The following is a 25643-nucleotide window of genomic DNA, read 5'->3' on the forward strand; positions in this document are numbered from 1 at the left end:
CCATCCACATGATGGTCAAGTTGTCTCAATATTCGAACACACCGTTAACCGGCGGGTGACCATCAGCGTGCCGGCACGGGTGACGCCACGACGGCTACGTTCTTTCCCCACAGATCCCCGGTGTAGCAGCTGATAAGGACCAGCCTGTTGGGTACCACCGCCCAGATAGGACTGTCCTTCAGCGTGGACTTTGTGTAGGTGGTGACTGAGTCAACCCTGTAGGTCATGGTGCCGGCCGACGTGGTGACGGTCAGCTCATCCCCGGCTGCGGCGGCTGAACTCAAGTGGTTGAACGGCGCATCCAGCCCTTCCCAGCTGTGGCCGATGACATAGCTGGTGTTGGCCGAACCGGCCCCCGGTGTCCCGAAGGGCGTCAGCCAGTAACCGTCCATGGTCTCCGGCGGGACGATGCTGTGGCTGTCTGCATCGGCGGCGGCGGGGTCCAGGGGGTGCACCACAACATCCATGCCGGCGGCCGGATAGGTGATGCGTTGCGGGGCCGAAGCAGCGGGATAGGGAGAGGCAGCTTGTGCCACGGGCTGCGCCGGGGCGGAAGCGGCTGGCAACCCGCCGACAGCCAGCGGCACGGCGGGCAGCGCAACCGGGTCCGATGCCGCGGCGTCGGACCCCGGCACAACGGGCGGCGCCAGCGGATCCGGCAAGCGCTCCGACAGGACCGTTGCCTCCGATTGCCCGGTTGCAGGTGCGCCGTGGCTGGCGGCACCGGTCAAGCCGTAGGCCAGCCAGGCTCCAAGAATCCCCGCGACGCAGACCACCAGCACCGTGAGGTCCCTGAGGCTGAGAATCAGGCCGTGGATGCGGACGGCATGCTTCGGCCGGTTCAGCTTCCGGACGTGACAGACCATGCGGGGCTCCTGTAGAGGTTGAGGCCTTGTGCTAACCGGAGGGCGGGTGCCGTAACGTCACGGCACCCGCCCCGGTTTTATTTGTCTAGCTGTGTGCGCCGCGGGACCGCAGGCCGCTCTTTGCGAGCACCCAGGCACCTGCCGCGGTAAAGAGGCCCGTCAGAATGGCCAGCCAGGCAGGGATTCCGCTACCGGAGCTGCCAACGGCCGTCTGGACGTTGTAGCCGGCGTTGCTCGCTGCCGGAACGGAAGCTGCCGCAGCCCCCACCGGCGTCGACGCAACCGGGGCTACCACGACGGGTGCCGGCGTGGTAGCCGGCGGAGTCGTCGGCTGTCCCGTTGGCGTTGCGGTGGGCGATTCCGTCGGGGTTTCCGTGGGGCGCTCCGTCGGAGTTTCCGTGGGGTGACCCGTCGGCTCGTCCGTCGGCTCGTCCGTCGGTTCATCCGTCGGGTGCCCCGTCGGCTCGTCCGTCGGGTGCCCCGTCGGTTCATCCGTCGGGTGCCCCGTCCACTCGTCCGTCGGGTGCCCCGTCGGTTCATCCGTCGGCTCATCCGTGGGCGGAGTGGTCGGCGGTGTCGTTGGCACCACCCCGCCACCCTTGCAGCCCTGGGCCAGGAGTGCGAGGTTAGCCGGCGTCAGGTTCTGGCCCTGCGGCATGGTGGCGCCGCTGTTGGTCGGGATGATGTCGGCCGGGTCGCCGCCGTGGCCGTTGAGTCCGCTCAGGTCGACCTGTACGGCGTGGTATTGGCCGGCCCCGTCGGCATGGCAGATGGTGATCTTTTCGGCGTCCGGCGCGGCATAGGCCGCGACTGTGGCCCCCATAACCCCGAGGCCCACCACCCCCAGAGTGGCAATTGTCCGTTTCATGTTCGGTCCCTCCATACCAAATCCGATCGAACTGACCAGACTGCGCGGAGTAACCGTCTTCGAGACCAGGAAAAGCAAACCTGCGTGAGACCTCAAACAGCGAAGTGAAGGTGACAGTTACTCCCCAGACAGTGTCATCAGTTCGCTTGCCTTTTCAGGCTAGGTTTGCGGCCAGGGTTAAACCCGAGTAACTGGTACGCGTTTACTCAGGCGTGCGCAGGTACCAATTACCTGCTTCGTGAATATATTCACTCGCATGCATACAGCGGACTACTTGGAAACTCACCCGCCTGCCGCCAGCGCCTGAGCCGGGCATCGGGATTCCTGCCGGTACCAAGAACGCTCCCCCACGTGCCAAGGCAGTGAGGGAGCGTCCGGTGGTTCGGGGTGGCCGGTTCGGGGCGTCAAGCGGGAACCGGCTTGCGCGTACTAGGCTTCGGCCGGTTCCTCATACTTCGGGAAGATCGGGGCAGGGGCGGGGAGTTCCGTCCCGGGAACGAGCGGCGTGGCGATCGCCGAGAACCGGCGGTCATCGCCGTCGGGCTGGCCGAGGGACGCCAAAAGTGCGGCGGACGCCGTCGGCATCACCGGCTGCACCAGGATGGCCACAATGCGGAGCACCTCAAGGGTCACGTACAGCACAGTATTCATGCGCTCGACGTCGGTCTTCCGCAGCACCCACGGCGCTTGCTCGGCGAAGTAGGCGTTGGTATCGCCCAGGACGCCCCAGATGGCCTCCAGGGCGCGGCTGAATTCCTGCTTCTCGAACGCTGCCCGGGCGGCATCCAGCAGGCCGTTGGCCCGGGCCAGCAGGGCAGTGTCTTCCGCGGTGAAGTCCCCGGGGACCGGAACGCGGCCCTCGCAGTTCTTGGCAACCATGGAGAGTGAGCGCTGTGCGAGGTTGCCGAAGTTGTTGGCGAGGTCGGAGTTCATCCGGCCCACGATGGCTTCGTGGCTGTAGCTGCCGTCAGCACCGAAAGGCACTTCGCGCAGGAAGAAGAAACGCACCTGGTCCAGGCCGTACTGGGCCACGAAGTCCGAGGGCGCCACCACGTTGCCCAGCGACTTGGACATCTTGACGCCGTTGTTGTTCAGGAAGCCGTGGATCATGATCCGCTTGGGAAGCTCCAGCCCGGCACTCATCAGGAATGCGGGCCAGTAGATGGCGTGGAACCTGGAGATGTCCTTACCGATCACGTGGACATCGGCCGGCCAGTACTTCTTGAACGATTCGGATTCGGTGTCAGGGTAGCCCACACCGGTGAGGTAGTTCGTCAGGGCGTCCACCCACACGTACATCACGTGTTTGTCGTTGCCGGGAACCGGAACGCCCCAGTCGAACGTCGTCCGGCTGATGGAGAGGTCCTCCAGCCCGCGCTTGACGAAGCTGATGACCTCGTTGAACCGCGACTGCGGGGCACCGAATTCCGGGTGTGCTTCATACAGCGCCAGCAGCTTGTCCTGGTAGGCGGAGAGCCGGAAGAAGTAGCTTTCCTCGGCCGTCCAGGTCAGTTCTGTATCCGTCTCGCGCGAATAGCGGAGGCCGTCCTCTTTGACGACGGTCTCGTCCTCAACGTAGTAGGCCTCGTCGCGGACCGAGTACCAGCCTTCGTACTTGGACAGGTAGATATCGCCGTTGGCCTCCATCTTCTTCCAGATGGCCTGGGACGCGGCGTAGTGGTCTTCGTCCGTGGTGCGGATGAAGCGGTCGTACGAGATTCCCAGGGCGGAATGGGCGCCCTTGTAGATCTCGGCGTTCCGGTCCACCAGTTCCTTGGGCGTGATGCCTTCCTTCTCGGCCGTCTGCGCGATCTTCATGCCGTGCTCGTCGGTGCCGGTCAGGAAGAACACGTCATAGCCGTCCAGGCGCTTGAACCGTGCCATCGCGTCCGTCGCGATGTACTCGTAGGCGTGGCCGATGTGCGGCACGCCGTTCGGGTACGTGATGGCAGTGGTGATGTAGAACGGGGTGTGGGCTGAAGACGACACTCTGGGAAGTTACCTTTTTTCGGAAGCGGTGGCGGACCGGGGGCTGGGAATGCTACCCCTAAATCTAGATCAGTTCGGTCAGGGTATCGCTGAGCCGGACAAGTTCGTGGTCATGTGACGCCACCAGCACGGCAATTCCGTCGGACGTGGTGTCCTTGAGGATGCTGATGATGCGGTTGGCCGAGGTCCGGTCCAGGCTTGCCGTGGGTTCGTCGACCACAAGGACGCGGGTTCCAAGGATCAGGGCGCGCGCGATCGCCACGCGCTGACGCTCGCCGCCGGAAAGCTGGGCAGGGCGGTGGCGCATGCGCCGCCCGAGGCCAACAAGGTCCAGGAGGTCCTTTGCCATGTCGCGGCGCTGGTCCACTTCGCCGTCCGGCACGGCGGGCAGGAGCACGTTCTCCAAGGCGCTCATGCCGTCGATCAGGGCCCCGCCCTGGTCAACGTAGCCGATCAGGGCCCGGCGTCGGTCGGCGATTTCGTCGTCGCCCATGCTTTCCAGGGACTGGCCTTCCCAGAAGACACGGCCGGACGTGGGCAGGGTGAGCCCGGCGCCCACCGTCAGGATGCTGGTCTTGCCGGAACCGCTTCGGCCGGCGACGCAGTGCATTTCCCCGGCATGGAGGGTCAGGTCGAAGCCTTCGACGACGTTGACGGCGTCGGCTCCGCCCTTCTGGCCGCCGTAGCGGATGGTGATGTTGCTCAGTTCCAGCGGGGTTCCGTGGTCTGCGGCCTTCAGGATGGTGTTGGCACGGGTCTGGAGCGAGCCGTCCCCGGCGTCATCCTGGGGAATCCGGTCGAGATTCAGGTCGTTGTTCATTGGACCACTTTCGTTGCAATTGGAATCCAGCAAAGTACAGCCACGAGTCCGGCCAGGGCGGCCCAGAGCGCAGCATAGGGTGCGAGCAGGAGCCCGATGCCGAGGGCGCCGACCACGCCCAGCGGCAAGGCCACGGTGCCCACGAGGGCGTTTTCGAACAGCCGGACCTGGCCCAGCATGTCCGGGTTCCAGCCCATGGCTTCGAGGGTGCCGAGGTACTGGCGCTTGGCCTGCAGCTCGAAGCGTCCGGTGACGAGCGTCAGCACCAGGCCCACGGCTACCCCGGAGAGTGCCAGGATGATGCTCGGCAGCGCCACGCTGGCCGCCGCCAGTCCGCTCAGTGCGCTCGCACCGGCGGCCCTCGGGATGTCGATCAGCAAGGCGATCAGGCCGCCCACGGCGGCGCCAAATACGCCCACTGCCACAGCCAGTGAGATGGTGTTGAATTTGTTGGTGCTCAGCTGCCGGTTGGCGAATGTGAGCGGGGAGTCGACGGCGATCAGCCGCTCGTCGTGCTGCGGTTCCTGGTCAACTTCGTCACGGTGCCTCAGCTGCTGTGCCGCGAAGTAGGCCGCGGCGGCGTAGAGGACCAGTACTGATGCGGAAACGATGACCGTGGCGAGGTTCCAGCTGAGCAGGCTCAGGATGGTGCCGGCGATCGCCAGAAGGGCGGCTCCCACGCCGAACTCCGCGAGCACCCAGCTGCGGATCCTTTTTTGTGTCCAGCCCATGGCCCGGAGGGTGCCGGCTTCGCGGCGGCGCTGGCGGATGTAGCTGACAGTGGAGGCACCGGTGAGCAGGGCCGCGCCGCACAGGGTGAGGAACAGCAGCGTCACGTTGGTTCCGGTCAGGGAGCCGGACACGGCGTCGGCGGCATCCTGGCGGACCCACGACTGGGTGACGGTGCCAAGCGCGGATTCCTTGCCGGCGTCGTCCTTCGAGTAACCCGGCACAAAAATGTTGGCGTCTTCACGCGCGGAGCCGGCAACCACCGTTACTTCCAGTCCCATGTCCCGGATTTCGTCCGCGAGCTGCTCGACCTCCGGCTGCGACTCCTTCCAGCTGCCGGGCGCCTTGGCCCGGACCCGGACGGCGTCAATCACCGAAGCGTTCTGTTCATATCCACGGGCGGCGGCGAGGCCGTAGTAGTCGGTGATGGCCCCGGCGGACTGGCTGACCAGGCCCGTGGCGCTCAGCGAGGGCTTGAGTACGGTGTTCTCCACCTTCTTGCCCTGGGCGTCCTCGGTCAGGGTAAGCGGTGAGGGGTCATAGCCGCCCAGGGGCAGCCGGTTGACGTCACCGGCGGCTTCCTTGACCTTATCGGCGTCGAACGTGCCATAGACCATGGCCAACGGTGCCGCGACCTTGCTTCCGGTCTCCAGGCTGTCGCGGTAGGAGCGCTCGTCAACGGGCTCGCGCTGGGTCTGGTCCACCGGCGCGCCGCCGGCACCCTTTTCCGGAAGCCGGTTGACGGTCACCCACTCCCCCGGAGTGGCGGTCTTGTCCACGGCGCCGTTGCCGGCGGTTGCACCGTCGGTGTATTTGGGGGCGGAGGCGAAGTCGGTGCTCCACGTTGCCGGGTTGTAGAGGCCCTGGCTGAAGTTTCCGGTGTTCCCCAGCAGCTGGGAGTAGTCCTGCGAGCCCGGCCAGGAGAGCGAGAACGGGGACTTGGAAACGAACGGCAGGTAGTCCTTGTCCAGCGACCGCGTCACCGTGCCGACGTCCTTGACGACGTTTCCGGAGTCGTCGATTTCTTCGATCTTCACCGAGTACTTGAGGTCCAGGGAGGTACCGGAGCGGACGATCAGCGGGATGGCCTGGGAATCGGCGGTGAGCTGGCCGTTGCGCTTTGCCTGCTGGTACTGGGTCATCAGGGGCGCCCAGTACTTCAGCTTGACGCCGAGGAAGTCAGGTCCGTCCTCGAGCTCCTTCATGCTGATGCCCGAGGTGAACAGGCTCTCGAAATGCCGGCCGATGGCGCCGGCGTTCCGCGCGTCTGCCGGCGGTGCCTTTTCGAGCGGTGCCAGGAAGTCGCCGGCAGAACCCAGCAGGGCACGCTCGGAGACGGGGTCGACGGCGACCACGGACTCGGTCACCTGCGGTGCCAGCGGAAGCGACACCGAAAGATTGAAGAGGTTGTGCTCGGAGCCGCCCGCGGGAGCCGGGAATTTGATGCCGGTTTCCCCTTCGGCGCCCGCGATGCGGATGCTCTTGCCGCCGGCGGTCTGCTCCTCGATGAGCCTGGCCTTGCCGAGGGAACCCTCAGCCATGGACTTGAACAGGGTCTGTTCCGACTGCCCGTCCGAGCTTACGGCGCTGGCTGTCAGCCGGTATTTCTTGGCCGCATCGGTGAGGACAGATTCCGCCGCCGGCCACTTGCTGGGGTCGGTTCCGCCGGGCTCCCCGGCGGTCGCCGTCCCTACAAGTCCGGCGTTGAATCCCAGGTAGTCCATGGCATCGAGCCGCGGGGATTCGAGGTTCTGCGACACCCGTGACACGAGGCTGATGGGGGCGGCCACCGACGTACCGGAGAGCTTGCGGATGCTGTCCAGCTGGTCGAAGCTGATGCCGCCCTGGCCGTTGGCGATTTCCGGCTGCATGAGGGCTCCGCCGGACCCCGCTTTCGCCTGGACGAGGATGTCATAGAGTCCGCGGGAATTCTGGTCGACTGTTCGGTTGAGCGCCGCCTGCGACTGGCCCTGGACGAGGACGGACAGGCACATGGCGACGATCAAGATGGCCGCGGTCAGCAAAAGCACTCGGCTTCTGATGAACCTCTGGACGGCGTTCATTGGGCTCCCTGAAAAGCTGGATTGCGTGAGCGCACACCTCAGTCCACACCTAATGGATGTGAAGGCGTCCCCTGCCGGATGTGCAAAAAATAATGGCCGGTCTGCCGGCCGGATCCGAAAATCGGACCCAGCCATTGTACGCAGACCGGCCAATCATACGTGGCAGAAGTTAACCTCTGTCACGTGAAGTTCACCGAATAGGCGGGTAGTCAGTCCTCGAGGTCGACTTCCCGGACCATCTCGGCACCGATGCCGGCCTTGATTGCGTCAAGGACCTGCTGCGGAACCGAGCTGTCGATGGTCAGGAGCGCCAGGACCTGGCCGCCCTCCGCCTGGCGTGCAACCTGCATGCCGGCGATGTTGATGTTGTTCATGCCCAGGATGTGGCCGATGGTACCGATCACGCCGGGACGGTCCGCATAGGCCACCACCACAAGGTGCTCGCTGATGGGAATTTCCACCTCGTAGCCGTTGACCCCCACGAGCTTCTGGATCTGCTTGGGCCCCGTCAGGGTTCCGGCCACGGAGATCTGGCTGCCGTCGCTGAGGGCACCGCGCAGCGTCAGCAGGTTGCGGTAGGACTCTGTTTCGGGAGTGGTGATGAGGCGGACGTTGATGCCGCGCTGCTCTGCAATGACGGGGGCGTTGACGTAGGAGACCTGTTCGGTCACGACGTCGGCGAAGATGCCCTTGAGTGCAGCCAGTTCCAGCACCTTGACGTCGAGGGAGGAGATCTCACCGGCAACTTCGACGTCGAACTGCGTCAGGGACGCGTGGGTCAGCGCGGTGAAAATGCGGCCCAGCTTCTCAATCAGCGGGATGCCCGGGCGCACGTCCGGGGCAATGACGCCGCCGGCAACGTTGACTGCGTCGGGGACCAGTTCGCCGGCCAAGGCAAGGCGAACCGACTTCGCCACGGAGACGCCGGCCTTTTCCTGGGCTTCGTCGGTGGATGCGCCCAGGTGCGGGGTCACCACCACGTTGTCCATCTCGAAGAACGGCAGGTCGGTGCTGGGTTCCTTGACGAACACGTCAACGCCGGCGCCGGCGATTTCGCCGTCCTTCAGGGCGGCGTGGAGGGCTTCCTCGTCCACCAGGCCGCCGCGGGCCACGTTGATGACGTAGGCGGTCTTCTTCATCTTCTTGAATGCCTCAGCGCCCAGCATGCCCACCGTCTCAGGCGTCTTGGGCATGTGGATGGTGATGAAGTCGGACTGCGCCAGCAGCTCGTCCAGGGTGACCAGCTGCACGCCCAGCTGGGCGGCGCGGGCGGAGGTGATGTAGGGATCGTAGGCCAGGATCTTGGTGTCGAAACCCTTCAGGCGTGCCGCCACGAGGGCGCCGATGCGGCCCAGGCCGATGATGCCGATCTTCTTCTCGTAGAGTTCAATGCCCGTGTATTTGGAGCGCTTCCATTCGCCGTCCTTGAGGGCGGCGCTGGCCTGCGGAATGTGGCGCGCGAGGCTCAGGATGTGGCCCACGGTCAGTTCGGCAGCGGAAACGATGTTCGACGTCGGCGCGTTGACCACCATGACACCGGCCTGCGTGGCCGCCTTGATGTCGACGTTGTCGAGTCCGACTCCTGCGCGGGCAATAACCTTGAGGTTCTTGGCCGCCGCGATGGCCTCGGCGTCCACCTGCGTGGCGGAGCGAACCAGGATTGCGTCAACATCCGCGATCGCCGAGAGCAGCTGGGAACGGTCGGCGCCATCGGTCTGGCGGATTTCAAAGTCCGGGCCCAGGGCCTCGACTGTGGCGGGTGAAAGTTCTTCGGCGAGCAGTACTACGGGTTTTGACACGGCTGATCCTCTGCGTTGCAGTCCGGGGGATAAATCAAGTCTAGGCTGACGGAAAGGCCGGGCTCACATTGTTAAGTGTGAACCCGGCCTCACTGGTGACTTCCGAGAGTCCTTAAGGGCAGCCTTAGCGGGCTGCCGAGCCCTCTACGTAGTCCTCGTCCTGCTGCTGCCAGGAGAACAGACCGCGCAGTTCGCGGCCAACGCTCTCGATGGGGTGCTGCTCCGCCTTGGCCCGCAGCGCCTTGAACTCGACTCCGCCATTGTCCTGGTCCTCGATGAAGCGCTTGGCGAACGCGCCGTTCTGGATGTCGGCAAGGACAGCCTTCATGTTCTCCTTCACCTCGGGGGTGATGACGCGCGGGCCGGAAACGTAGTCGCCGTACTCTGCGGTGTCGGATACGCTCCAGCGCTGCTTGGCGATGCCGCCTTCCCACATGAGGTCAACGATGAGCTTGAGCTCGTGCAGGACCTCGAAGTAGGCAATCTGGGGCTGGTAACCGGCCTCGGTGAGGGTCTCGAAGCCGTACTGGACCAGCTGGGAGACACCGCCGCAGAGCACGGCCTGCTCGCCGAAGAGGTCGGTTTCGGTCTCTTCGGTGAACGTGGTCTTGATAACGCCGGCGCGGGTGCCGCCGATGGCCTTGGCGTAGGACTTCGCGAGGTCCCAGGCTGCGCCGGTGGCGTCCTGCTCGACGGCGATGATGTCCGGGATACCGCGGCCGGCTTCGAATTCACGGCGCACAGTGTGGCCGGGAGCCTTCGGGGCGATCAGGATGACGTCAACGCCCTCCGGTGCCTGGATGTAGCCGAAGCGGATGTTGAACCCGTGCGCGAAGGCCAGGGCCTTGCCGGGGGTCAGCTTGTCCTTGATGGAGTCGTTGTAGATCGAGCGCTGGTGCTGGTCCGGTGCCAGGATCATGATGACGTCTGCCCATTCGGCGGCGTCGGCGACGTTCTTGACCGTGAAGCCGGCATCCTGGGCCTTGGCGATCGAGGCCGAGCCCTCCTTGAGGGCGATCGTCACCTCGACACCGGAGTCGCGCAGGTTCAGGGCGTGGGCGTGGCCCTGCGAGCCGTAGCCGACGATGGCTACCTTGCGGCCCTGGATGATGGAGAGGTCTGCGTCGTCGTCGTAGAACATTTCAGTCACTTGCGTAACTCCTTTTGAGTGGATTCTCTGGTGTAAATAGTCTGTGGTGCTGCGGTACTACGCGGAGCGTAGTGCCCTGTCACTCATGGAGCGGGATCCCCGTCCAACGGCAAGGGTGCCTGACTGCACAATTTCGCGGATGCCGAAGGGCTCCAGCACTGACAGCAGCGCGGTGAGCTTTTCGGGATGGCCGGTTGCTTCAATGACCACCGAGTCTGTGGAGACGTCGACCACTGAGGCGCGGAACAGGTCTGCAGCCTGGGTCACCTGCAGGCGTGTTGCGGCATCCGCACGTACCTTGACCAGGATGTGGTCTCGCTGTACGGAAGATTCTGAGGTGAGTTCAACAATCTTGATCACGTTGATGAGTTTGTTCAACTGCTTCGTGACCTGTTCGATCAGGTCACCGTCGGCGTCGACGACGACGGTCATCCGGGACATGCCCGGAACTTCCGTCGGGCCGACGGCCAGGGAATTGATGTTGAAGGCACGGCGAGCGAAGAGGCTCGCGACCCGGGTCAGCACACCGGGTTTGTCTTCGACCAGAACGGACAGCGTGTGGCGGGTCATGATCAGTCCTCCTCTTCCCATTCCGGGGTCATATTGCGGGCGACCTGGATCTGGTCATTGCTCACTCCGGCGGGCACCATCGGCCACACCATGGAGTCCGGGCTCACCACGAAGTCGATAACCACGGGGCGGTCATTGATTTCAAGGGCTTTCTGGATGGTGGCGTCGATGTCCTCGGCGCGCTCGCACCGGAAGGACGCGCAGCCGTAGGCCTCGCCCAGTTTCACGAAGTCCGGGATGCGGACCGTTTCGTGACCGGTGTTCAGGTCGGTGTTCGAGTAGCGGCCTTCGTAGAAGAGCGTCTGCCACTGGCGCACCATGCCCAGCGAGGAGTTGTTGATGACGGCAACCTTGATGGGGATTTTGTTGATGGCGCACGTGGCCAGTTCCTGGTTGGTCATCTGGAAGCAGCCGTCGCCGTCGATGGCCCAGACCACACGGTCGGGCGCACCCACTTTGGCACCCATGGCAGCGGGGACCGCGTAGCCCATGGTGCCGGCTCCGCCTGAGTTCAGCCAGGCGTGGGGGCGTTCGTACTTGATGAACTGCGCCGCCCACATCTGGTGCTGGCCAACTCCGGCAACGTAGATTGCCTCGGGGCCGGTCAGGGCACCGATGCGCTCAATGACGCGCTGCGGTGCGGTGAGGCCGTCCTCCGGCTCGGTCCAGCCCAGCGGATACGTTTCCTTCAGGTTGTTGAGGAACGTCCACCAGTTCTCCAGGTCCGGCTTGCCGGAAGCAGCGAACTGCGTCTTCACGGCTTCGGTGAGCTCCGGGATGATCTCCTTGACGGAGCCCACGATCGGAACGTCGGCCGTGCGGTTCTTGGAGATCTCGGCCGGATCGATGTCCGCGTGGATCACCTTCGCATTCGGCGCGAACGTCTTCAGGACGCCGGTCACCCGGTCGTCGAAACGGGCGCCCAGCGTGATCAGGAGGTCGGACTGCTGCAGTGCGGTCACGGCAGAGACCGTGCCGTGCATGCCGGGCATGCCGACGTGCTGCGGGTGAGAGTCGGGGAACACGCCCCGGGCCATCAGGGTGGTGACCACGGGCGCGCCGGTGATTTCGGCCAGTTCCCGCAGCTCAGCGGAAGCGTGGGCCTTCACAACGCCGCCGCCGACGTAGAGAACGGGCTTGCTGGCCGCGGCAATCAGCTTCGCTGCTTCGCGAACCTGCTTGTTGTGGCCGCGAAGCACCGGGCGGTAGCCGGGAAGGTCGATCTTGGGCGGCCAGGAGAAGGTCATCTGGCCTTGCTGGGCATCCTTGGCGACATCCACCAGCACCGGGCCTGGCCGGCCCGTCGAAGCCAGGTGGAACGCTTCCGCCATGACATGCGGGATGTCGTTGGGGTCGGTCACCAGGAACGAGTGCTTGGTGATAGGCATGGTGATGCCCACGATGTCCGCTTCCTGGAAAGCGTCCGTACCAATGACTCCGCTGGACACCTGGCCGGTGATCGCAACGAGCGGCACGGAGTCCATGTGCGCATCCATGATGGCGGTAACGAGGTTGGTGGCCCCGGGACCCGAGGTGGCAATACAAACGCCAACCCGCCCGGTAACCATGGCGTAGCCTTGCGCGGCGTGGCCGGCTCCCTGTTCGTGACGGACCAGCACGTGATTCATGCTCGAGGCCATCAAGGGGTCATAGGTGGGCAGGATCGCGCCACCGGGCAAACCAAAAATATCGTCCACGCCGAGTTCTTCGAGCGAGCGGACAATAGCTTGTGAACCGGTCATCACCGTCGGGGGTACGACGTTGTTCGGTCCAAGGACAGGAGAGACAGCAGCAGCGTGCTCGACGCCGGCATCGGCCGTGCGGTCGGCGCGTTCCGGAGCCTTGGGGGCTCCAGCGGACTTTGTAGCCATCAGCGAGGGGCTGATCGGCGATCCTTTGCTCATCGGACTCTTCCTTTGTGGATCTTCATTAGCGGGTGGTTCTCATGACGGGTGCAATAGCTGAAACAAATAAAAAAACCCCTCAGCCTGGCGGCTCTTCGAGGGGTTGCGCGTGACGGTTCGTTACCAGTCGGGCTATTGAGCCACGCGCTTGGTAAGGACGACGGATACACCCAGAGCGGTGCCGACGGTAACGAATGCGATCATGCGTTCAGTTTTCCCTCTGGTGGGAAGCGTGTCAACGACGACGATACGCATCTCACCATGTGGACATCATTGTCCACGGGTTGATCCTACCCCAAGCCTCCGGCGCGAGCGCCGTCCGTCCGGGGCCCCTCGGATCAGCCGTTATTAAGCCCTGCCGCCTCCAGCGGCACTGTCACCGCCGGAGGCCATCAAGACGGCCTGCTATCCGCAGTAGGCGCCGGTAGAGGCGCTGTGCACGAGCTTGGCGTACTTGGCCAGGACGCCCTTCGTGAACTTCGCCGGGAGCGGCTCCCAGCCGATCTTGCGGTTTTCGAGTTCGGCCTCGTCCACCAGCAGGTCGAAGGTGCGGCTCGCGATGTCGACGCGGATCCTGTCGCCGTCCTTGACGAAGGCGATCGGGCCGCCGTCGACTGCTTCAGGGGCGACGTGGCCGATGCACAGGCCGGTGGTCCCGCCGGAAAAGCGGCCGTCCGTCAGGAGCAGGACGTCCTTGCCGAGCCCTGCGCCCTTGATGGCGCCGGTGATGGCGAGCATCTCGCGCATTCCGGGGCCGCCCTTGGGGCCTTCGTAGCGAATGACAACGACGTCGCCCTTCTGGATCTGGCCTTTGTCCAGCGCGTCGAGTGCGCCCTGCTCGCGTTCGAAGACGCGGGCGGTCCCTTCGAAGACGTCGGCGTCGAAACCGGCGCTCTTCACCACGGCACCTTCAGGGGCCATGGAACCGTGCAGGATGGTGATGCCGCCGGTCTTGTGGATCGGGTTGTCCAGCGCGCGCAGGATCTTGCCGTCCAGATCCGGCGGGTTGATAGCCGACAGGTTCTCCGCGACGGTCTTGCCGGTGACGGTAAGGCAGTCGCCGTGCAGCAGCCCGGCGTCGAGCAGTGCCTTCATGATGACCGGGACGCCGCCGATCTTGTCGACGTCGGTCATCACGTAACGGCCGAACGGCTTCAGGTCGCCCAGGTGCGGGATCTTGTCGCCGATGCGGTTGAAGTCCTCAAGCGTCAATTCCACTTCAGCTTCGCGGGCGATGGCGAGCAGGTGCAGGACGGCGTTGGTGGAGCCGCCAAAGGCCATGGTCACGGCGATGGCGTTCTCGAACGCCTTCTTGGTCATGATGTCGCGCGCGGTGATGCCGAGGCGGAGCAGGTTCACTACTGCCTCGCCGGACTTGCGTGCGAACTCATCACGACGGCGGTCTGCCGAAGGGGGAGCCGCGGAGCCCGGCAGGGACATGCCCAGGGCTTCGCCGATGCAGGCCATGGTGTTTGCCGTGTACATGCCGCCGCAGGCGCCTTCGCCCGGGCAGATGGCGCGCTCGATGCGGTCAAGGTCGCCCCGGCTCATCTTGCCGGCGGCGCAGGCGCCCACGGCCTCGAAGGCGTCGATGAGGGTGACTTCCTTTTCGGAGCCGTCCTCCAGCTTCACCCAGCCGGGCATGATGGAGCCGGCGTAGAGGAACACACTCGCGAGGTCCAGGCGCGCGGCTGCCATCAGCATGCCGGGCAGCGACTTGTCACAGCCGGCCAGGAGCACCGAGCCGTCAATGCGCTCGGCCTGCATCACGGTTTCCACGGAGTCGGCGATGACTTCGCGGGACACCAGGGAGAAGTGCATGCCTTCGTGGCCCATGGAAATGCCGTCCGAAACGGAGATGGTGCCGAACTGCATGGGGAATCCGCCGCCGGCGTGGACGCCTTCCTTGGCGCCCTGGGCCAGCCGGTTCAGGGAAAGGTTGCAGGGAGTGATCTCGTTCCAGGAACTTGCCACGCCAATCTGGGGCTTCGCAAAGTCGTCGTCGCCCATGCCGACCGCCCGGAACATTCCACGCGCGGGCGCGGCGTGGATTCCATCGGTTACGACCCGGCTGCGGGGCTTGATGTCCGGCTTGTTTTCTGTCGCGGTTTGGGTGTCCTCACTCATGGGTCAAAGTCTATGGCGCAATGATGGGCGCCAACGACCCGGAGCGGACCGTTAAGCCGAAAACCGGGAATATTTCGATCAAATAGTGGACTCTCGTCTCAGATAATGAGACGGACGCTGCGCGCCTGCCCGGAAATGTGTCAGCCGTCACGCAGGCCAGCGGCGTCGATGGTCGCCGCCTCGGCTTCGAGCATGGACAAAACCTGGGCGATGGTGGTGCGGGCCGCCACGTCCGGACGTGCCAGGGCCACGATGCTCCGGCGGGCAGTGACTCCGAGCAAGGGACGCAGGACGAAGCCGCGTTCCTGGTTTCCCAGGGCCGTGTACCGCGGCAGCAGGCTCAATCCGTGGCCGGCACTGACAAGGGCCTCCAGGACACGAAGGTCCGGAAACAATTGCGCGCGGACCGCCGGGGAACCTGCTTGGACCTCGATCTGGCGCAGCACCGTATCGAACGGAAAGCCTTCCGGGACGCCCATCCACGGAAACCCCACCACATCGCCGGCGGTTAGCGAAGGCTTTGCCGCCAGCACGTGCCCCGCGGGCACGGCCACGTCCAGCGGTTCGTTCAGGAGCGGAACCACCACCAGCCCCTGCCGGGCAAAAACATCGGGACCATCCACACTGTGGGCCAGCACAATGTCGTAATCGGCGGCCAGGGCAGCGAACCCGGCAACGCCCGGGTCCTCGAAGCAGGCCTCGAACCTTAGGCCCTCCACCGCCTTGACGCGGTGCAGGAGGCCGGGGAGGAACATTTCCGCCGCGCTTGGGAAGAAGGCCGCTTTGACATGCGTTTGCCAGCCCCGCCGGTACGTGTCAATGGTGGCTTCGGCGCGCGCCATGGCCGTGGAAACATCGGCCGCCGCTGCCGCCATGGCCCGCCCCGCTTCCGTCAGGCGCACTCCCCTGCCGGACTTTTCAACCAGGACCACACCCAGTTCGTCCTGCAGCGTCTTGAGCTGCTGCGAGACGGCCGACGGCGTTACCTCCATCGCTTCGGCGGTGGCGCCTACTGTGCCCCGGTCCGAGAGTTCACGGAGAATCCGGAGGCGTTTCAAATCCATGAGGCGAGGCTACAGGACGGCGCTCGTCAGGACGGTGCCGTCGCTCGCCGGGGTGTGACACGCCGCCATGCGCAGGGTCTGGTAGCGTGCGAGCCACCCTGCCGGCCGACCATCAGGACTTCACCGTGAACAGCAAGCCCCCGCCGATCAACCCCGACGCCGCCAGCCCGGCAACCGGCCCCGCTCCGGGACCCCCTGCTTCCGCGCCCGCCAGCGAGGAGCTCAAAGCAACGCTCCGGGCCGTGTTCGACCGCCAGATACCCAACTATGGCGACTACAACCTCGTCTGCGGCTCCAACAGCTTTGAGGTCCCGGGAGTCGCAGCGAGGGGCTGGGCTCCCCCGCGGCGGCGGAATTTTGTGATCGGCTACCGCTGGCATCCGGCCGAGGTCATCGTGGCCCCTTTCGACGAAAAGTCCTTGGCGGCTACCGGGGTGCCGGTGGCTATCAATATGACCAACCTTGCCCGCGCACGCCGGCTCCCCGCCGTGCGGTCTTCCCTGGGCGGCTACGAAGTGGCGGCAAGCACGGGAAAAGCTTTCCGCTTCGGAGTGGAAAACACCATGCCCCTCGCTTCGCCGAGCGGAAGTCCGGATGAGCGTGCCGTCCGCCGGCTCCGGAGCATCGAACAGGCCCACGATGCCGCGGACTTCCATGAATTTATGGCGGACTTCGTGCAGCGCGGCCAGCCGCTCTGAGCCTTTACAGCCCTGATCGCACCGACGTAACGTCAAGCAACGGCAAACCTTGCCTTGTGTACAGAAGGGCACTGCTATGGACTGGATTATCTGGGTCATCGTCATCGTTGTAATCGTCGGAGTCGTGTGGTGGCTCCTGAACCGAAACAGTTCAGGGAACACCACCGGAACACCCGCCTCCTCCGGTTCCGGCGCGTCCTCTCCACGGGCAGCGCAGCCCGCCGTCGACCGCCCTGCGAGTGCCGCCCCCGCCGGTGGCGGTGCTGCACCGTCAGCAGACGCCGCAGCCACGGCCGGAATGCCGGGCGCGGCAGGCTTTAGCCAGGGCGCCCAGGCCGCGCCGTCGACCTCCGCACTGTCGAGCCCCGGACCCGCAGGTTCCCCGGCAGCAAACGCTGCTCCGGCCGGCGGCGACGTGGATGACTGGGACGAGGACACAACGGCAGCTACCGCAGTGCCGGCTGCCGGCAAGGAGGAGGACAAGGCCGAGTGGGAGGCGCAGTGGTCCGAGGCGGGCAGCACCCCGCACGCGGCCCAGGCGCATATTTCCGAGTCTCCGGCCAAGGAATCAGTGGCCGGAGAGACTCCCGCCGGACAAACGTTGCCCGCCGCGGCCGGACATCAGGTTCCGGTGCACCACCCTGAGTACACGGAGCCCCACGCGCCCACGCTTCCCGGCGCCGAATCCGCAGCGGCGGAAGACGCCCAGGACACGGCCGTCAGCGACGCAGGCATCAGGCACCCAGGCGTCAAGGATTCAGGCATTGAGGATTCCGGAGCCGTCGCAGGACTGCCGCCCGCCGGCGCAACCGCTCCGGCCGCCACCTCAACCGCTCCGGCCGCCGTGAGCGGCGCCGGCGTCCTCTCCGAAGGGGATGCAGAGACAATGCAGGCGGCCGCCTCATCGGCTGCCACGGAGGCAGCCGCAAGCCATACGGCGGAGCCCGCAGGACACCTGGCAGCGGACAAGCCCTATGGGGAGGGCTCAGCAGCACCGGGACCCGACGGCAGCGGACCCGACGGCTACACGGTCAAGGGCAATGCGCAAACAATGATTTACCACGATGAAACCAGCCCCTCCTACGAAGAAACCACTGCCGAAGTCTGGTTCGAGTCGGCCGCCCACGCCGAAGCGGCAGGGTTCCGCGCCCCGCGCCGGAGCCGGCACTAGGCCCCCAGCCAATAGGACCGGTGTACTTATGAAGCCGGTGTCCGTGTGAAGCGGCCAAGGAGCACATCCACGCTTGGACGCCGCCTTATGCGTGCTGCCGCTGCCCTTGCGTGGACGCTGGCGTTGGCCGCCTGCACCGGCGGCGGCAGCGGCGGTCCCACGGGCAACGCCGGTTCAGTCACGGGCGGCACCGACGCGGCGCGCGAACCCCGGGTCCTCCGGACGGTGGAAGGGCTGCGGCTGCCTTGGTCCGTGGTGTTCCTGCCGGATGGCACAGCCGTCATTTCTGAACGTGACAGCGGCGACCTCAAAGCGGTCAAGGACGGCAGAATAATGGTGCTTGGCAGCATCCCGGGGGTTGTTCCCGGAGGTGAAGGCGGCCTCCTGGGCCTGGCGGTGTCACCAAACTATGCTTCGGACAAGTCGCTGTTCGCCTATTTCACTGCCAGGACAGACAACAGGATTGCCCGGCTCACCCTCAGTGAGGCCGCACCCGGGGGCCCACTGACGCTCGGCCCGCCGCAGACCATCTTCTCCGGCATCCCCAAGGCTTCCACCCACAACGGAGGCCGCATACGTTTCGGACCGGACGGGAACCTCTATGTGGGAACCGGTGACTCGCAACGCCGGGACCAGCCACAGGATCCGAACGCGCTCGGCGGGAAAATCCTCCGGATCACTGCTGAAGGCCGGCCTGCCCCGGGGAACCCGTTTGGTGACAACCCGGTCTACAGCCTCGGCCACCGGAACGTGCAGGGCCTGGACTGGGATGACGCCGGGAGGCTGTGGGCCAGCGAATTCGGGCCAACCGTGGACGACGAACTGAACCTGATCCAGCCGGGCGGCAATTACGGCTGGCCGGAGGTCACCGGGGCGCCCGGCAGGCCGGGCTTCATCGATGCCAAGGTGGTCTGGCCGTCCACCGCGGATTCTTCCCCGAGTGGGCTCGAGATCGTCGGCTCCACGGCATATCTCGGGGCACTCCGGGGCCAGCGGCTCTGGGCCGTCCCCCTCGACGGCGAAAATGCGGGCAATCCTGTGAGCCATTTCACAGCCAAGTTCGGCCGGATCCGCGACGTTGCCCTCGCCCCGGACGGCACTTTGTGGATGCTCACCAACAACCAAAACCCTGATTCCGCGCTGATTTTGGGCCCTCCCGGAAGAGCTGGAGAGTGAAACAGCCGCCGATTTCACACTGCGCAAAATCTCGTGTAGAGTTTCATGTCGTTGCGGAGATGAACGAGGGAAACAAAAGCCCCCGGGAAGAACCAAAACAACAGCTGCACCTCTAGCTCAACTGGCAGAGCAATTGACTCTTAATCAATGGGTTCCGGGTTCGAGTCCCGGGGGGTGCACCACAGAAACCCCGTCTTCACTGGCCACAAGCCATGAAGGCGGGGTTTTGTTTTGCCCGGAAATCTCCCCACGGCCACGGCCACGGACACGGGCACCGGCCTTTGCCTCCGTGGCCGTTTAGGGCCTCGCCGGGCGGGAGCAGGCGAGCCTGGTCACGCCCGGGCTGTTGGGGGCTGTTGGCGTCAGCGCTGTGGCGCCGGGGGTGGTGCTGGCTTTGGACGTCCGTGGATCGGCGCGTGCCTACGCGGCCACCGGGAATCCTCCACAACCGCATGCGCCGGTCCCGGAACCTGGGCATATCTTTGCGAAAAATTCACCCTAAGCATCGGAATACCCGCGCCGCACTGGATAGAGTGGCGTCACGACTAGGTGTGGGAGAGGCAAACCATGGCTGTGTTTCGGTTTACTGTGACGGGCACGATTGAGGCCGATGCCGAGGCCATTGGCGCCGCCATGGCAGCGTCCCTGCCGGTTCCGTCGAGTGACGCGGGCGCGCTGGCGGCACTGGAGAGCAGCCTGGAATTCAGCGAAAACCCCGGTTCGGCTCTTCAGGCGTTGCTGGAGATGGGCGTGATGGCCGTTCTGCAGGCCAAACTGGGGCCCTTGAACAAGGACTGGGATCTCCAGGCGCTGGAGGCGATCGCCGTCAGGCTTCTGGGGTAGGAGGAAACTCCGGCTCAGGTCCTGCCAGCCGCCGTGGGGGCCGGTCAGGCCAGGCGGGCTGTCAGTTGACGGTCCGTCAGTTAACGCTGTTTGCGTCCACAGTGAGGCCGGACTCGGCACTTGCCACGATTGCTTTGGTCTCAGGCGAGGAAAAGCGGCTGGCCAGGACAGTTACGACGGCCTGCAGCTCCTGGCGGAGAACGTCCGGGTCGATCGACGCAGCGGCCAGAACCGCTCGTTCCATATCGGCTGCGGCGGCTACAGCCTCCACCCCGCGCTCGGTCAGGGACACCACGTGGCTCCGACGGTCGGACGTGCTGCGTTCACGGCGGATGTGCCCATGCACTTCGAGCCGGCTAAGGGTCTTGCCCATGGTCTGCGCTTGAACGCGGACCAACTGAGCCAGCTGTGCCTGGGTCATGGGCCCGTTGAGGGCAAGGACTTCCATGGCGATCACCCCGGCATGGGTGAGCCCAATGGCTCCCAGCTTCTCATTCCAGGAGTGTTCCACGAGACGTGCCGCGGTGGACAAAAGGCGCCCAGTGGGCCAGCGATCCATATCAGGCATACAACTTAGTATAGCCAGCGTGGGATTCGTCCCTCGCTCCCCCGCTTATTACGCTTGAATGTCCAGAACATTCCTAAGGAGAAAACCTTGGCTGAACGACTCACTCCCGGCACTCCCGCACCGGACTTTACGCTGAAAGATTCCACAGGGAAGGACGTCAGCCTGAAGGACTACCGGGGGCGGAATACCATCGTGTACTTCTACCCGGCAGCATCGACGCCCGGCTGCACCAAGGAAGCGTGCGACTTCCGCGACACCCTTGCTTCCCTGCAGAGGGAAGGCTATGACGTCCTGGGCGTCTCCCCCGATCCCCTCGGAAAGCTCGCCGCGTTCGCAGAGAAGGAGGGCCTGGCCTTCCCGCTGTTGTCCGACGAGGACCACGCCGTGGCCGAGGCTTACGGCGCGTGGGGAGAGAAGAAGAACTACGGGCGGACTTATGAGGGGCTCATCCGGTCCACGATCGTTGTGGATCCGGACGGCGAGGTGGCCGTCGCACAGTACAACGTGCGGGCCACCGGCCACGTGGCAAAGCTGCGCCGGGACCTTGGCCTGGCCTAGGAATCCAGTCCGGCACCAGCGGGCACGGCGTGCCACTCCTCAAGCGGAAGGCGCCCCCGGCAGGTACACTGGAGCCTGGAATCCGCCGTCGAACGTTTTTCGCTTTCCCAGGGACAGCAGGAAAAGCACGCACGGCGGCGCCGCGCGCGAGTGGTGAAATTGGCAGACACGCAGGATTTAGGTTCCTGTGCCTTCGGGCGTGGGGGTTCAAGTCCCCCCTTGCGCACAGCTGCACGATTCTCGGAATCCCGGGCCTCACGGTCCGGGATTCCTTCGTTTAACAACCTGCTCCAGTGCCTGAAGAAGACCTCGAAAAAAAGATTTCCCGGTTCACCCATCCTTTCCTGCCGAACCGCCGAATACCCATTGAGACACCAACCTAGGGTCGGTGCCCACAGTCGGAAACAGCCAGAGCAGTGATCGAAGAAGTCGTTCGCCGCAGGCAATGATCGGCACTAACAAGGAGAATCGAAATGCAGTCATTCAAGCGCACAACTTTCACCGTTGCAGGTGTTGCAGCTGCAGCTCTGCTGAGCCTGACCGCATGCGGCGGATCTGCCACCACGGCCAGCAGCTCCTCCGCACCGGCTTCCACGCCGGCCGCTTCAAGCATGGCCCCGTCACCGTCAGCCAGCTCCGCGGCCGCCATGGATCCCGCCGCCAACCTGGTGGGCCCCGGCTGCGCAGGCTACGCAGAGAAGGTCCCCAGCGGCGCAGGATCGGTAGCGGGAATGGCCCTCGATCCGGTTGCGGTTGCCGCTTCCAACAACCCGCTCCTGACCACCCTCACGGCAGCGGTCTCCGGCAAGCTCAACCCCAAGGTCAACCTCGTGGATACGCTCAATGGCAGTGAATTCACGGTCTTCGCACCGGTGGATGACGCGTTCGCCAAGATCGACGCAGCCACGATCGAAACACTCAAGACCGACGACGCCCTGCTGAGCAAGATCCTGACCTACCACGTGGTTCCCGGCCAGATCACCCCTGACAACATTGTGGGAACCCACAAGACCGTGCAGGGCGGCTCCGTCACCGTCACGGGCACCAAGGATGCGCTGAAGGTCGACGACGCCAGCGTCATCTGCGGCGGGGTCAAGACCGCCAACGCCACGGTCTACCTGGTGGACTCCGTCCTGATGCCGAAGTAGGCAACCACCAACGCTCCTGCTGCGGCTCCAGCCTGACTCCCTGGACCGACCCCGGAGAAAACGAGACCCGCACCGTCCGGTGCGGGTCTCGTTTTGCTCCCCGCACGCCCTGCCGGCAGCACGGCGCGCATCCGGCAAGTGTCCAGGATCGGTCAATTAGACTGGGGACCGGTCCGCTGTCCGCGGACCTTCCGGCCGCCCAGAGGTGATCATCGAGTGCCCAGCAGTAAATCGCGCCGCATTGCAGTCAGTATCGGTGCGGGGGTCCTGTCGCTGCTGCTGGCCGCGTGCACAGGAACGCCTGCTCCGGCACCGGCGTCCTCCTCCGCGGCTCCTGCCGGCACGTCCGACCCGACCGCAACGTTCACTTTCGGCACGGCGGCACAGCCGCTGGGACTCGATCCCGCGCTCGCGTCAGACGTGGAGTCCTACAGGATCACCCGCCAGGTCCTCGAGGGCCTCGTGGGAGTGGACCAGACCACAGGGCTGCCCACCCCCCTGCTCGCCACCGAATGGGCAGAATCAAACGAGGGCCGCGCTTACACCTTCAAGCTCCGCGAAGGCGTCACCTTCCAGGACGGCACACTGTTCGATGCAGCAGCCGTCTGTACCAACTTCAACCGTTGGTTTAATTTCCCGGCGAGCCTGCGGACGCAGGCCCCGGGGACCTCGTTCAAGGGTGTGTTCAAGGCTTATGCAGACCAGGCATCGCTCTCCATTTACAAGGGCTGCACTGCGGTCTCCGCAGGGAATGTCCGGATCGACCTCACCCAGCCGTTCACCGGGTTCCTGCAGGCGCTGACGCTCCCTGCTTTCGCCATGTCCTCCCCTACGGCCATGGCGGCACAGAAGGCGGACAACCTCAGCCAGACCCGCGACGGCCAGCCGGTCTCTGCCTATGCCCTCCATCCCGTCGGCACGGGCCCCTATAGCTTCGCAGCGTGGCAGGATTCCAGCGTCAAGCTGGTCAGCAACAAGGACTACTGGGGCGACAAGGGCCAGATCGGCACCATCAACTTCGTCACCTACGATCATCCGCAGTCGAGGCTCCAGGCCCTCCTCGACGGGAAGATCGACGGCTACGATGCCGTCACCGTGGGCAACTTCGACCAGCTCGTCAAACGCGGACAGCAGATCATCCAGCGCGACCCGTTCTCCGTGATGTATCTCGGTATGAACCAGGAAGTTCCCATCCTGCAGAACATCAAGGTGCGCCAGGCCATCGAGTTGGCCGTGGACAAGGAAACGCTGATCCGCCGGTTCTTTATCGACAACACGGCCCAGGCGACCCAGTTCGTCCCGCCCAAGCTCAGCGGGTTCAACAACAACGCCCCCTCCCTCGGCCATGATCCGGCCAAGGCCAAGGCGCTTCTGAAGGAAGCCGGGTACAAGGGCGAGGAACTCAAGTTCTATTACCCCCTGAATGTCACCAGGCCCTACCTTCCCACGCCCGAAAAGGTGTACGCAGAGCTCAGCAAGCAACTCACCGCGGTGGGCTTCAACATCAAGCCGGTGCCGGTGGAGTGGTCGGACGGATACCTGCAAAAGGTCCAGTCGCCCGGGGACCATGCCCTGCATCTGCTCGGCTGGAACGGTTCCTACGCCGATCCGGACAACTTCGTGGGTCCCCTGTTCGGCGAGAAGACCGGCGAATTCGGCTACCAGGATCCACAGGTCTTCTCGAAGATCGCGCGGGCACGCGGCTTGCCGGAGGGCGCGGAGCGGACGGAGCAATACCGCACCATCAACGCCCAGATCGCCGAATCGGTCCCCGCCGTCCCCATTGCTTTCCCCATTTCCGCGCTGGCCCTCTCCGACCGGGTGCTGAAGTACCCTGCCTCGCCGGTATTAAACGAGGTTTTCACAAAGGTGGAGCTAAAACCTTGACGGACCGCCCCAATTTCAGTTAGTAGGGTGCTCGGGGATATTCTGTGACAGCCAGAGCCGCTGCTATCGGAGACTGATTGTGACTTTCATATCCAAGACCCAACATGCCGACGTCGTCCTGATTGGCGGCGGCATCATGAGCGCCACGCTGGGTGCGTTCATCAAGCAGCTCGAACCGAACTGGACCATCTCGCTGTTCGAACGGCTCGACGAAGCCGGCCTGGAAAGCTCAGGCCCGTGGAACAACGCAGGAACAGGGCACGCCGCACTGTGTGAGCTTAACTACTCCCCCGCAGCCAAAGACGGCTCGGTTGATCCCTCCAAGGCGCTGCATATCAACGAGCAGTTCCAGCTGTCCCGCCAGTTCTGGTCCCACCTGGTCAGCAACTCGCTCATCGGGTCCCCCAAGGGGTTCATCAACACGGTTCCGCACATGAGCTTCGTCATTGGTGACGCCAATGCGGACTTCCTGAAGACCCGGTATGAAGCGCTGAAGCCGAACACCCTCTTCCGCTCCATGGAGTACTCCGAGGAGCACGCGCAGATCGCCAAGTGGGCGCCCCTGATCGTCAAGGGCCGCGACCCCAGGCAGAGGATTGCGGCCACCCGCGCGGCCGAAGGAACCGACGTCGACTTCGGCGCCCTGACCCGCGAGCTGACCACCTACCTCGGCAACAACGGCGTGGAGATCAACTACGGACACGACGTCAACGGCATCCGCCGCGCCCCGGGCGGCGGATGGGACCTGACGCTCAAGCACAAGGGGTCCGGAGAACACGGCAACATCCGCGCGAAGTTCGTGTTTGTCGGTGCCGGTGGCGGCGCCCTGCACCTTCTGCAGGCCTCCGGAATTCCGGAGAGTAAGGGCTACGGCGGTTTCCCGGTCTCCGGCCAGTTCTTCCGCTGCACCGACCAGGCACTCGCCGCCCAGCACAGCGCCAAGGTCTACGGCCAGGCGTCCGTGGGAGCTCCGCCCATGTCGGTTCCGCACCTGGACACCCGCTACGTCAACGGCAAGCGTTCATTGCTGTTCGGCCCGTACGCCGGCTTCTCCACCAACTTCCTGAAGAACGGATCGTACCTGGACCTCCCGCTGTCCATCCGGCCCAGCAACATCATCCCGATGCTTGCCGTGGCGAAGGACAATATGGACCTGACCGCCTACCTCGTCAAGGAGGTGGCCAAGCGCCACGGCGACAAGGTGGAGGCCCTGCGCGAGTACTACCCCGAAGCAAAAGACGGCGATTGGGAACTCATCACCGCCGGCCAGCGTGTTCAGATCATCAAGAAGGATCCGAAGAAGGGCGGTGTCCTCCAGTTCGGCACTGAAGTGATCGCCGCGCGCGACGGTTCCATCGGTGCGCTGCTTGGCGCTTCCCCCGGCGCCTCCACGGCAGTTCCCATCATGATCGAACTCCTGCAGAAGTCCTTCCCCAAGGACTTCAAGGGCTGGCAGTCCAAGCTCAAGGAAATGATGCCCGGCTACGGCATCAAGCTCAACGACAACCCGGAGCTGGCCGCACAGCTGGAGGCGGAAACCGCCAAGACCCTCCAGCTGGAAGCCATAGACGCACCCTCCAGCTGAGGCCCTGTTCGGGTTACGGCAGGTTCCACCCCCAACCACAAGACCGTTAACCCACCAGGA

Annotated in this window: 20 protein-coding genes and 2 tRNA genes; 10 read left to right on the forward strand and 12 right to left on the reverse strand. The window is 64.7% G+C overall.

From position 1 onward, the window contains the following. Positions 1 to 62 precede the first annotated feature (62 nt). The 11 genes from AC1MDG_RS12735 to AC1MDG_RS12785 form a co-directional block, all read right to left on the reverse strand. Entirely contained in the window at positions 63 to 866 is an 804-nt protein-coding gene (locus AC1MDG_RS12735; protein WP_479804229.1) for a class F sortase, read from the reverse strand. A gap of 85 nt (positions 867 to 951) precedes the next feature. Next, positions 952 to 1734, reverse strand: coding sequence for a PT domain-containing protein (locus tag AC1MDG_RS12740; RefSeq protein ID WP_479804231.1), 783 nt, complete (start codon positions 1732 to 1734; stop codon positions 952 to 954). 429 nt (positions 1735 to 2163) lie between these two features. Further along, on the reverse strand, positions 2164 to 3723 hold the full coding sequence (gene metG / locus AC1MDG_RS12745; protein WP_479804232.1) for a methionine--tRNA ligase: 1560 nt from the start codon (positions 3721 to 3723) through the stop codon (positions 2164 to 2166). A gap of 64 nt (positions 3724 to 3787) precedes the next feature. Then, a complete protein-coding gene (locus tag AC1MDG_RS12750; protein ID WP_011692375.1) occupies positions 3788 to 4543 on the reverse strand; it encodes an ABC transporter ATP-binding protein in 756 nt (251 codons plus the stop codon). Continuing rightward, positions 4540 to 7335, reverse strand: a complete 2796-nt coding sequence (locus AC1MDG_RS12755) for an ABC transporter permease (RefSeq protein WP_479804234.1) — start codon at positions 7333 to 7335, stop codon at positions 4540 to 4542. The genes AC1MDG_RS12750 and AC1MDG_RS12755 overlap by 4 nt, the downstream gene beginning before the upstream one ends. A 209-nt stretch (positions 7336 to 7544) precedes the next feature. Next, complete coding sequence (gene serA / locus AC1MDG_RS12760) at positions 7545 to 9134, reverse strand: phosphoglycerate dehydrogenase (RefSeq protein ID WP_479804235.1); 1590 nt, start codon at positions 9132 to 9134, stop codon at positions 7545 to 7547. A 124-nt stretch (positions 9135 to 9258) separates the two neighbouring features. After that, a complete protein-coding gene (ilvC, locus tag AC1MDG_RS12765; RefSeq protein ID WP_043482456.1) occupies positions 9259 to 10284 on the reverse strand; it encodes a ketol-acid reductoisomerase in 1026 nt (341 codons plus the stop codon). Between the two features lie 57 nt (positions 10285 to 10341). After that, on the reverse strand, positions 10342 to 10854 hold the full coding sequence (ilvN, locus tag AC1MDG_RS12770; protein WP_011692379.1) for an acetolactate synthase small subunit: 513 nt from the start codon (positions 10852 to 10854) through the stop codon (positions 10342 to 10344). A 2-nt stretch (positions 10855 to 10856) separates the two neighbouring features. Further along, entirely contained in the window at positions 10857 to 12758 is a 1902-nt protein-coding gene (locus AC1MDG_RS12775) for an acetolactate synthase large subunit (RefSeq protein WP_479804237.1), read from the reverse strand. A 405-nt stretch (positions 12759 to 13163) separates the two neighbouring features. After that, positions 13164 to 14885 carry a dihydroxy-acid dehydratase gene (gene ilvD, locus AC1MDG_RS12780; RefSeq protein WP_479804238.1) on the reverse strand — a complete coding sequence of 574 codons (1722 nt, stop codon included), beginning with the start codon at positions 14883 to 14885 and terminating at the stop codon, positions 13164 to 13166. A 140-nt stretch (positions 14886 to 15025) separates the two neighbouring features. Then, the gene (locus tag AC1MDG_RS12785; RefSeq protein WP_479804240.1) at positions 15026 to 15949 is read right to left on the reverse strand and encodes a LysR family transcriptional regulator; all 924 of its coding nucleotides are present in this window, start codon (positions 15947 to 15949) and stop codon (positions 15026 to 15028) included. An 86-nt stretch (positions 15950 to 16035) separates the two neighbouring features. Between AC1MDG_RS12785 and AC1MDG_RS12790 the strand changes: the two genes are divergently transcribed. From AC1MDG_RS12790 to AC1MDG_RS12810, 5 genes are all read left to right on the forward strand, one after another. Further along, positions 16036 to 16647 carry a hypothetical protein gene (locus AC1MDG_RS12790; protein ID WP_479804241.1) on the forward strand — a complete coding sequence of 204 codons (612 nt, stop codon included), beginning with the start codon at positions 16036 to 16038 and terminating at the stop codon, positions 16645 to 16647. Positions 16648 to 16723: 76 nt separating this feature from the next. Further along, positions 16724 to 17818, forward strand: a complete 1095-nt coding sequence (locus AC1MDG_RS12795; protein WP_479804243.1) for a sunset domain-containing protein — start codon at positions 16724 to 16726, stop codon at positions 17816 to 17818. 87 nt (positions 17819 to 17905) lie between these two features. Next, positions 17906 to 18994: a PQQ-dependent sugar dehydrogenase gene (locus tag AC1MDG_RS12800; protein WP_479804245.1), complete on the forward strand. Its 1089-nt coding sequence runs from the start codon at positions 17906 to 17908 to the stop codon at positions 18992 to 18994. A gap of 106 nt (positions 18995 to 19100) precedes the next feature. Next, positions 19101 to 19176 (forward strand) — tRNA-Lys (locus AC1MDG_RS12805). 391 nt (positions 19177 to 19567) lie between these two features. Next, positions 19568 to 19837 (forward strand): hypothetical protein, encoded by a 270-nt coding sequence (locus tag AC1MDG_RS12810; protein WP_479804247.1) that lies wholly within the window; start codon positions 19568 to 19570, stop codon positions 19835 to 19837. 76 nt (positions 19838 to 19913) lie between these two features. Here AC1MDG_RS12810 and AC1MDG_RS12815 read toward each other — a convergent pair whose 3' ends face one another. Further along, positions 19914 to 20396, reverse strand: coding sequence for a MarR family winged helix-turn-helix transcriptional regulator (locus AC1MDG_RS12815; RefSeq protein WP_479809093.1), 483 nt, complete (start codon positions 20394 to 20396; stop codon positions 19914 to 19916). 96 nt (positions 20397 to 20492) lie between these two features. Between AC1MDG_RS12815 and bcp the strand changes: the two genes are divergently transcribed. The 5 genes from bcp to AC1MDG_RS12840 all read left to right on the forward strand — a co-directional run bounded on the left by bcp (position 20493) and on the right by AC1MDG_RS12840 (position 25583). Beyond that, positions 20493 to 20963 carry a thioredoxin-dependent thiol peroxidase gene (gene bcp / locus AC1MDG_RS12820; protein ID WP_479804249.1) on the forward strand — a complete coding sequence of 157 codons (471 nt, stop codon included), beginning with the start codon at positions 20493 to 20495 and terminating at the stop codon, positions 20961 to 20963. A 144-nt stretch (positions 20964 to 21107) separates the two neighbouring features. Beyond that, positions 21108 to 21189 (forward strand) — tRNA-Leu (locus AC1MDG_RS12825). Positions 21190 to 21436: 247 nt separating this feature from the next. Then, on the forward strand, positions 21437 to 22111 hold the full coding sequence (locus tag AC1MDG_RS12830) for a fasciclin domain-containing protein (RefSeq protein ID WP_043482471.1): 675 nt from the start codon (positions 21437 to 21439) through the stop codon (positions 22109 to 22111). A 216-nt stretch (positions 22112 to 22327) separates the two neighbouring features. Further along, the gene (locus tag AC1MDG_RS12835) at positions 22328 to 23998 is read left to right on the forward strand and encodes an ABC transporter substrate-binding protein (protein ID WP_479804251.1); all 1671 of its coding nucleotides are present in this window, start codon (positions 22328 to 22330) and stop codon (positions 23996 to 23998) included. Positions 23999 to 24077: 79 nt separating this feature from the next. Then, positions 24078 to 25583, forward strand: coding sequence for a malate:quinone oxidoreductase (locus AC1MDG_RS12840; RefSeq protein ID WP_479804253.1), 1506 nt, complete (start codon positions 24078 to 24080; stop codon positions 25581 to 25583). The last annotated feature ends 60 nt before the right edge of the window (positions 25584 to 25643 follow it).

It is taken from the genome of Arthrobacter sp. AIWTK1 (genome assembly GCF_056680535.1).

Excerpts from the sequence above, each read along its gene's own strand:
- AC1MDG_RS12735 (WP_479804229.1), bottom strand. The coding sequence starts at position 866 with ATGGTCTGTCACGTCCGGAAGCTGAACCGGCCGAAGCATGCCGTCCGC.
- AC1MDG_RS12740 (WP_479804231.1), bottom strand. The coding sequence starts at position 1,734 with ATGAAACGGACAATTGCCACTCTGGGGGTGGTGGGCCTCGGGGTTATG.
- AC1MDG_RS12750 (WP_011692375.1), bottom strand. The coding sequence starts at position 4,543 with ATGAACAACGACCTGAATCTCGACCGGATTCCCCAGGATGACGCCGGG.
- AC1MDG_RS12755 (WP_479804234.1), bottom strand. The coding sequence starts at position 7,335 with ATGAACGCCGTCCAGAGGTTCATCAGAAGCCGAGTGCTTTTGCTGACC.
- ilvN (WP_011692379.1), bottom strand. The coding sequence starts at position 10,854 with ATGACCCGCCACACGCTGTCCGTTCTGGTCGAAGACAAACCCGGTGTG.
- AC1MDG_RS12775 (WP_479804237.1), bottom strand. The coding sequence starts at position 12,758 with ATGAGCAAAGGATCGCCGATCAGCCCCTCGCTGATGGCTACAAAGTCC.
- ilvD (WP_479804238.1), bottom strand. The coding sequence starts at position 14,885 with ATGAGTGAGGACACCCAAACCGCGACAGAAAACAAGCCGGACATCAAG.
- AC1MDG_RS12785 (WP_479804240.1), bottom strand. The coding sequence starts at position 15,949 with ATGGATTTGAAACGCCTCCGGATTCTCCGTGAACTCTCGGACCGGGGC.
- AC1MDG_RS12795 (WP_479804243.1), top strand. The coding sequence starts at position 16,724 with ATGGACTGGATTATCTGGGTCATCGTCATCGTTGTAATCGTCGGAGTC.
- AC1MDG_RS12800 (WP_479804245.1), top strand. The coding sequence starts at position 17,906 with ATGCGTGCTGCCGCTGCCCTTGCGTGGACGCTGGCGTTGGCCGCCTGC.
- AC1MDG_RS12815 (WP_479809093.1), bottom strand. The coding sequence starts at position 20,396 with ATGGATCGCTGGCCCACTGGGCGCCTTTTGTCCACCGCGGCACGTCTC.
- AC1MDG_RS12830 (WP_043482471.1), top strand. The coding sequence starts at position 21,437 with ATGCAGTCATTCAAGCGCACAACTTTCACCGTTGCAGGTGTTGCAGCT.